This window comes from Nocardioides sp. (assembly GCF_047607365.1).
In the GTDB taxonomy this organism is placed as follows: Bacteria; Actinomycetota; Actinomycetes; order Propionibacteriales; family Nocardioidaceae; genus Nocardioides.
In genome coordinates, this window is sequence record NZ_JASGDD010000153.1 from 60847 (window position 1) to 68300 (window position 7454).

Below are 7454 nucleotides of genomic sequence, written 5' to 3' on the forward strand. Positions count from 1 at the left end.
CCGTGGGAGAGAACGTCTCCTCGGCGCCTTTCGTCCTCCATGAGGTACTCGTCGTCGTCCCGACCTACAACGAGGCGTCGAACATCCTCAAGCTGATCGATCAGGTCGCCGACGCCGTGGTGGGCGTGCATCTGCTCGTCGTCGATGACGGTAGTCCCGACGGGACGGCCGATGTCGTGCGCTCGCATCCGTCGTACGGCTCGGAGTTGCACGTGCTGGCCCGCACGGGGGAGCGGGGGCTGGGCAACGCCTACCGCGAGGGTTTTGCATGGGCCGCTCGCCGCGGCTACTCCGCGGTCGTCCAGATGGACGCCGATCTGTCCCATCCCGCCGAGCGCATCCCAGCCCTGCTCGAGGCCCTCACGGGGATTGATGGGGCCGACGGGGCCGACGTGGTGATCGGCTCCCGCTACGTCGCCGGTGGGGGATCGGTCGGCTGGCCCTGGCGCCGGCGGATGATATCGCGCTGCGCCGGGACGTACGCCCGGCTCATGCTCGGTCTGCACGCGCACGACCCGACCGCGGGCTTCAAGGCCTACCGGATCGAGGCGCTGGCCGAGATCGACGTCGCCAGCACCACCACCACCGGGTACGGCTTTCAGGTCGAGTGCCTGTGGCGCGCGGTCCAGCGTGACCTGCGGGTCGTAGAGGTCCCGATCACCTTCACCGACCGTGTGGCGGGCTCCTCCAAGATGAGCCTCGGGGTCGCCGTGGAGGCCGCCCGGCGGATTCTCGGGTGGCGCCTCGCGAGCGAGGGGGAGAGATGGCTGCGGTGGGTGGCGCTGGCCTGCCTGCTCACCCTCGGCATCCACATGCTCTACCTTCGGGGACCGCTGTTGGCCGACGAGGGCGGCTTCGCGATGGTTGCGCGGTGGTGGGGCCACGGCGGCGATCAGTTGTACGGTCCGCAGTGGGTGGACCGTCCGCCGGCCCTGATCGGCGTCTTCTGGCTGGCCGACCTGCTCGGGAACGCCGGGGTGCGGCTGATGGCCGGCATCGTCGCCGCCGCGTTCGTCTTGGCTGCCGCCTGGGCAGGCTGGGTGGTGCGTGGCCGTCGCGGTGCTGTGTGGGCGGGGTGGACGGGGTTCTTCCTGATGAGCACGCCGTTCACGCAGGCGTTCGCGCTCAACGGCGAGCTCATCGCCGCCACGTGGTCGATGATCGCGATCGCCGCAGGTCTGCACGCCGTACGTGGTCAGCCCGGCCGGCCCGCGACGCTGGCCCTGGCGGTGATTGCGGGCGCGGGCGCGTCGATGGCGATGTTGACCAAGCAGAACTTCGTCGAGGCACTCGCCTTCCTCGTCGTTCTCCTCGTAGCCCAAGCGGTCTACGCCCCCGCTTGCCGACGACGGTTGCTCGCCGCCAGCGCGGCCGTAGGCATCGGAGTGGTGATCCCGCTCGCCACCGCGGCCGCCTGGGCCCACGCCCACGGCGACCTGGGCGGTCTCCTCTACGCGATGTACGGCTTCCGCATCGACGCCCGCGGGGTGATGGCCGCGTGGTCGGGTGTCGCCCCTGGCAAGCGGCTGCACACGCTGCCGCTGCTCGCGCTCGCCAGCGGGATCCTCACCCTCGGCCTCGCGCTCGGCATCGCGGTCGGCATCGAGGGGCGCCGCCGCCTGTGGCGTCCCTCCCCGCTGGTCATCGCCACTGCCGTCGCCGGGCTGATCGAGCTGACCGGGATCCTGCTCGGGGGCAACTATTGGGCGCACTACCTGATCGGCCTCGCCCCGGTGCTCGCATTCGCGGCAGGTGCGCTCGCCTCGCAGTCGTCGCCGTCGCCGCAGTCGGTGCGCGGCACGCGGCTGGTGCGCGTGTTCATCGTCCTTCCGGTGCTCGCGACGCTGGCGATCTCCCCTGCCGCGGCCGAGCGAGTCACGGAGCTGAACACGGTCGAGGCGACCGCCGGCTGGCTGGCCGGCGCAGCAGCCGAGGACGACACCCTGGTCGTTCTCTACAGCCACGCCAACCTCATCCAGGCATCCGGTCTGCGGCCCGCCTATCCGTACGCCTGGAGCCTCCCGATCCGCACCCTCGACCCGCGCCTCGACCTCCTGGTGGCAACGCTCGACAGCCCCAGCACAGCCCCGACCTGGGTCGTCGGCTGGGACGGGCTCCACACCTGGGGCCTCGACCCGGACCGCCACATCGACGACGCGCTCGCCGCCCACTACGTCCAGGTCGCCTCCATCTGCGGCCACCCCGTCTGGCTCCGCCGCGGACTCGACCGGCCCCTCCCGAGCCCCGCCTGCACACACGCAACCCGTCCAGCGACCCATCCAGCAACCATTGGAGATTCGACCCATGAGTGACATCAGCATCTTCGGAGCCGCGGCCCTCGGCGTGGTGGAGGGACTCACCGAGTTCCTCCCGATCTCCTCCACCGGACACCTCAAGATCACCGAGTCGCTGCTGGGCTACCCGACCGACGACACCTCTGTTGTCGCGTTCACCGCGGTGATCCAGGTCGGCGCCATCGCCGCCGTGGTCGTCTACTTCCTGCGCGACATCGCCCGCATCGCCGGCGCCTGGCTCCACGGCCTCACCAACCGCGAGGCCCGCGTCGAGCGGGACTACAAGTTCGGCTGGTGGGTCATCCTCGCCACCGTCCCGATCGTCGTGGCCGGTCTCGCCGCCAAGCCCCTCATCGACGGCCCTCTCGCATCGCTGTGGGTCGTCGCGGGCTCGCTGGTGGCGGGCAGCGCCTACATGTGGATCGCCGAGCGCCGCGCAGCCGTCCTCGCGGCCACCTCCCGCCCGGCCCGCGGCGAGCTGGAGTCGACCTTCGCGGACGCGATGGTGGTCGGCAGCAGCCAGATCCTCGCCCTCCTCTTCCCAGGCTTCTCTCGCTCCGGGGCCAGCATCTCCACCGGCCTGCTCCGCGGACTCGACCGGGTCGCGGCCACCCGTCTGTCGTTCTTCCTATCCATCCCCGCGCTCGCCGGTGCGGGCCTCTATGAGCTCAAGGACGCCGTCGGAGGGGGTGTGGGCATCGCGCCACTCGTCGTCGGTACGGTGATCTCCTTCGTCGTCGCGTACGCCGTGGTCGCCTGGCTGCTGTGGTTCGTCGCCCACTACACCTTCCGCGGCTTCATCTGGTACCGCCTCGCACTCGCAGCCGCCCTCATCGTGGCGCTCGCCATTGGCGCGGTCAGCGCGTGAGCGCCACGAGGCCCCGCACGGCCATCCTGGAGCGGCACATCGTCCCCCTGGTGTCGATGCTTGCCATCGTTCTGACTGCTTCGTCGGTCGCACCAGCCGCGGGGGCGCAGCTCCCGAGCAAGGCAGCATGGGCTCGTGACGTGAGAGCGGCCATGAAGCCCGCGCTGCCGTACCTCGAGACCCGGGTCGCCCGCAGCGGGGGAGGGGCGAATCTCGCAGTCGTCCTCGACATCGACAACACCTCGCTCGCGACGCACTACGCCTGGCCTGAGCCCGTGCGGCCGACCTTGCGATTCGCACGACGCGCGCATGAGCTCGGGGTGAAGGTGTTCTTCGTGACCGGACGCCGGACCGCCGATGCCAACGCGCAGCACCCGAGGCTCCGGCGGGCCGGATACACGGTGGCGGGGATCTGCGGCCGTCAGGATGGGGAGTCGCTGACGGCCGGCAAGATCCGGTGCCGCAAGGCCCTCGTCGCCCGCGGCTTCACGATCATCGCCTCCGTCGGCAACCTCCCGACCGACTTCAAGGGCGGCTACTCCGAGCGCACCTTCGATCTGCCGGACTACGGCGGTCGCCTGTCCTGAGCCAGGATCCACTCAAGGTGTGGCGAGTCCGAACGCAGAGAGAAGGGGAGCGGCGCTCCTGGCGCGGCCGAGTGGCTGGATACCTGCGAGCGTCGCGTAGGCCTGGCTGAGCGAGTAGTGGTCGAGTCGGTCGGTGACGACGGCGTGATGAAGGCTCGGATGGACCACGACGGTGAGGATCTTGTTGCCGTGACGCCAGTCGTCCTCGTCGGCGGTGATCACGACGGCGAGCCTTCCTGAGCGCCAGTCGGGGCCTGTCAGCACGATGCCGACGTACCGCTTCATCCAGTCGTCCGCGCGCGAGAGTGGACAGTCGTGCGCGTCGTTGCACATGTCGGGGATCACCATGCCCACTGTCGGGAGGCTCCCGCTGTTCACATCGTTCGCCAGCCGATCGAGGGGTACGTCGTCGCGTTGGCATTGCGCCGTCTCGTCGACGAAGTAGGCCCATGGGTTGTGCTTGACGGCGTACGTGCCGTGGCTCTCTCGCTGGCAGGCGGTGGTCATCGCCTCGGCGTACAGCCTGGCAGTCTTCCCTGCATCGATGGCCGCCCCGAACACGCTGGAGCCGGATGCGGAATGGGCGGATGGAGGGCCGTCGTCGTGCACGCCGAACGTGGACCCGCCCGCGATGGCGAGGTAGTTCGGCAGCGAGGGGTGGGTCAGAGCGACGAAGTTGTTGGCATACCCGTACTGCTCGGCCAGTCCGCGGGTGTAGGGCATCTGGCTCTGCATCTGGTCCAGAGAGTGGTTCTCCACGACGAACACGAGGAGCTTCTCGACCGTCTGTGATCGGTCGGCCGCGGTCGGTGCCCCGGGTGGCGATGCGCTCGGCACCTGAGGCGCTGCAGGACTTGTGGTGGGCGCAGGCGCTCCCGTCACGGAGGTGCTGCCCATCGTCGGTGTTGCTGTCGACGCGGTCGATGCCGATGCCGCGGGATCAGTTGTCGAGTCCGCCCCGCAGGCGCTCAGCATGATCGAGCAGATCACGGTCGCGGCAACAGTGAGGTCACGGACGGCGAAGCGAGACACGCTCGAAGGTTGCACGCGACAACCTGCACGGGACCTGAACATCGAGATCGGCCAGGTTGCTTGCAGAATGTCCTCACGAACATCGAGTTGATGGGGAGAACGCATGGGCGAACGCGGGCATCGCGGACGTGGGACTCTGGAGAGCGAGGTGCTTGCGTGCTTGGCCGCCGCCGACGGCGCACTCACGCCCACCGAGGTTCGGGCCGAGATGGGTGAAAGTCTCGCCTACACCACGATCATGACCGTCCTGTCGCGCCTTTACGACAAGGGTGCACTGCGCCGAACTGCACGAGGGCGCTCCTACGCGTACGAGATCATCGGCGGTTCCACCGGGGCCCAAGCGAGCCTCACCGCACACCAGATGCGCCGCGCACTGGACGCGGGGGCCGACCGGTCCGGCGCCCTGTCCAGGTTCGTGGACGGCCTGAAGGACGATGAGGCGCGCCTCCTGCGAGAGCTGCTCGACTTGCCCCCTCACCCGGCCGGATCCGGGGAGGACTCGTGATCTGGTGGGCGGCCGTTCCTCATCTGCTGAGCGTCGTGGCCTGGATTCTGGCTGCCCCGCTAGGACGGCGGCTTCCTCCCAGAAGCGCGGCGATCCTGCTCAGCGTTGCGGCCGTTTCGCTCGCGATAGGGACCGCCGCAACGCTGACGATTGTTGGGTACATCGGGGTGGGCGACCTTCTTCCGATCGGGCCGACGGACTGGTCGGCCGCCGATGTGCGCGAGAGAGTGCCCGTGCCACTCGGTGCTGGAGTCGCAGCCGTCGTAGTCGGCACATTCCTTGCTCTAAGGTGCGTCGTAGCGCTTGTCGACATGCTTCGTAGCTATCGCCAAGCCGTTCGCGCGCTCGAAGGGCTGACAGAGGTCTCCGGCCTGACCATCATCGAGGACGAGAGCCAGATGGCGTACGCGGTCCCCGGCCACGGCGGCGGCCGAGTGGTGGTGTCGAGGGGTCTGCTCCGGAGGCTTTCCGGCCCCCAGAGGAAGGCGCTGTTGGCTCACGAGAAGGCGCATCTTCGTCACCGGCACCACTGGTATGCCCAAGTCGCCATCCTGTCGGCGAAGGCGAACCCCCTCTTGGCGCCACTTCGCGATGCGACTCTCCTCGCCATCGAGCGCTGGGCAGATCAGGAGGCGGTGACTGCCGTAGGGAATCCAGCGGTGGTTGCCGAGGCGATCGGCGTCTCGGCCCTCGCGATGGCCTCTGGTCCCGCGACGGCCCTCGGTGCGGCGCAGTCAGACGTCGTGGCCCGCGTCCGCCTGTTGCTAAGTCCACCAGGGCCGACAAAGCGATTTGCGCCGATAGGCGTGGGGTCGCTTGTAGCGGGATGCTGGGCAAGCTCACTCGCGTTTGCCGGACAGGTCTATGCCTTTATCGAGGCGATCGAGGCCGCCGCCACTTGAGAATGACGACGCGCCGAGCGACGCCGCATCACCCGAAGAGGGACTGACCCCAGTACTCCCCAGGCTGAACGCCTCGGGGGCAGGCAAAGAGGCCGCTGCCGACGTGCTGGATGTACTCGTTGAGCGCGTCGTTCTGCTTGCCCGCCAACGATGCCTGGATCTTGCTGAACTGCGTGCGCGGGTCGCGCTGGTAGGCGATGAAGAACAGTCCGGCGTCGAGGCGACCGAGGTCGTCGGTGCCGTCTACGAACGAATATCCGCGGCGTAGCAAGGTGGCGCCCTCGTTGTGCGACGGGTGGGCGAGCCGCACGTGTGCCTGGCGGTCGATGACGGCATCGCCATTCGAGTCCGTGGCCTGCAGGTCCAGCTCCTCGAACTCGCCATTGCCGCCCAGGGGCGCCCCGACTCCCTTCGTGCGCCCGATGACCCTCTCCTGCTCAGTGAGCGGAGTCGAGTCCCACGGCTCAATGAGCATCCGGATCCGTCGCGTCACAAGGTAGCTGCCGCCGACCATCCAGTCTGATCCGTCGTCCTCCTGCGCCCAGACCGACTTGTCCATGGCAGCGGTCTCCTCCGCCTTCAGGTTGGCGGTCCCGTCCTTGAAGCCCATCAGATTGCGCGGCGTCGACTGCTTGGTCGACGTGGAGCTCGTGCGCCCGAAGCCAAGTTGTGAGTACCTGACCGACGCGGTCCCACGCGCGATCCGGGCGAGGTTGCGGATCGCGTGCACGGCAACCTGCGGGTCGTCTGCGCACGCTTGGACGCAGAGATCTCCGCCGCTGCGAGCCGGGCTCAGCGCGTCTCCCGGAAACGCAGGCAGGTCGTCGAGCTGGGCGGGACGGCGAGCGGCGATGCCGAAGCGGTCGGCACCGTTGCGGTCGGTGAACAAGGTCGTGCCGAAGCCGACGGTCAGCGTGAGTCGCGCGGCGGAGAGCTCCAAGGCCTCGCCCGTGTCGTCGGGCGGGGCGCCGGGATCTCCGCTGACGGCGCCGGTTCCAACGTCGAGACCGGCGGTCATCTTCGCCGCCGCTGCGGTCCACGCTGTCAGGAGCGTGATGAGGTCCTCGCGGTTAGCGACCGGGCTGAGGTCGAAGGCGGCGAAGTGGAGCCGGTCCTGGGCCGCGGTCGCGATCCCGGCCTGGTGCTCGCCGAAGAACGGGACGACTCGGCTCGACGACGGCCCGGAGGAGTCGTCGGAGGCCGCGGCGCGAGCTGCGGCCGTTCCGCCCACGCCGGCCGCGACGCCGGCGGCGGCTGCCCCGCTGA

The 7454-nt window shown here is 69.2% G+C and carries 7 protein-coding genes; 5 read left to right on the top strand and 2 right to left on the bottom strand.

Annotated features, from left to right (window positions below; translation table 11 throughout):
- Nucleotides 1–2: 2 nt before the first annotated feature.
- The 3 genes from QM572_RS12225 to QM572_RS12235 all read left to right on the top strand — a co-directional run bounded on the left by QM572_RS12225 (nucleotide 3) and on the right by QM572_RS12235 (nucleotide 3749).
- Entirely contained in the window at nucleotides 3–2312 is a 2310-nt protein-coding gene (locus tag QM572_RS12225) for a glycosyltransferase (RefSeq protein WP_415093460.1), read from the top strand.
- Between the two features lies 1 nt (nucleotide 2313).
- Nucleotides 2314–3162, top strand: a complete 849-nt coding sequence (locus tag QM572_RS12230) for an undecaprenyl-diphosphate phosphatase (RefSeq protein ID WP_415093474.1) — start codon at nucleotides 2314–2316, stop codon at nucleotides 3160–3162.
- Nucleotides 3163–3302: 140 nt separating this feature from the next.
- The gene (locus tag QM572_RS12235; RefSeq protein ID WP_415093462.1) at nucleotides 3303–3749 is read left to right on the top strand and encodes an HAD family acid phosphatase; all 447 of its coding nucleotides are present in this window, start codon (nucleotides 3303–3305) and stop codon (nucleotides 3747–3749) included.
- Nucleotides 3750–3761: 12 nt separating this feature from the next.
- On the opposite strand, the gene QM572_RS12240 is transcribed toward QM572_RS12235, so the two are convergent.
- Nucleotides 3762–4886 (bottom strand): alkaline phosphatase family protein, encoded by a 1125-nt coding sequence (locus tag QM572_RS12240; protein ID WP_415093464.1) that lies wholly within the window; start codon nucleotides 4884–4886, stop codon nucleotides 3762–3764.
- Between QM572_RS12240 and QM572_RS12245 the strand changes: the two genes are divergently transcribed.
- Nucleotides 4885–5286: a BlaI/MecI/CopY family transcriptional regulator gene (locus tag QM572_RS12245; RefSeq protein WP_415093466.1), complete on the top strand. Its 402-nt coding sequence runs from the start codon at nucleotides 4885–4887 to the stop codon at nucleotides 5284–5286. The two genes, QM572_RS12240 and QM572_RS12245, sit on opposite strands and share 2 nt — an antisense overlap.
- A complete protein-coding gene (locus QM572_RS12250; RefSeq protein ID WP_415093468.1) occupies nucleotides 5283–6188 on the top strand; it encodes a M48 family metalloprotease in 906 nt (301 codons plus the stop codon). The genes QM572_RS12245 and QM572_RS12250 overlap by 4 nt, the downstream gene beginning before the upstream one ends.
- A 28-nt stretch (nucleotides 6189–6216) precedes the next feature.
- Here QM572_RS12250 and efeB read toward each other — a convergent pair.
- Nucleotides 6217–7454 (bottom strand): iron uptake transporter deferrochelatase/peroxidase subunit (efeB, locus tag QM572_RS12255; RefSeq protein WP_415093470.1); only part of this gene is annotated, 1238 nt, incomplete at its 5' end.

What these genes read in the sequence shown, in the direction of transcription:
- QM572_RS12245 (WP_415093466.1), top strand. Translation starts at nt 4,885, where the DNA reads ATGGGCGAACGCGGGCATCGCGGACGTGGGACTCTGGAGAGCGAGGTG.
- QM572_RS12240 (WP_415093464.1), bottom strand. Translation starts at nt 4,886, where the DNA reads ATGCGTTCTCCCCATCAACTCGATGTTCGTGAGGACATTCTGCAAGCA.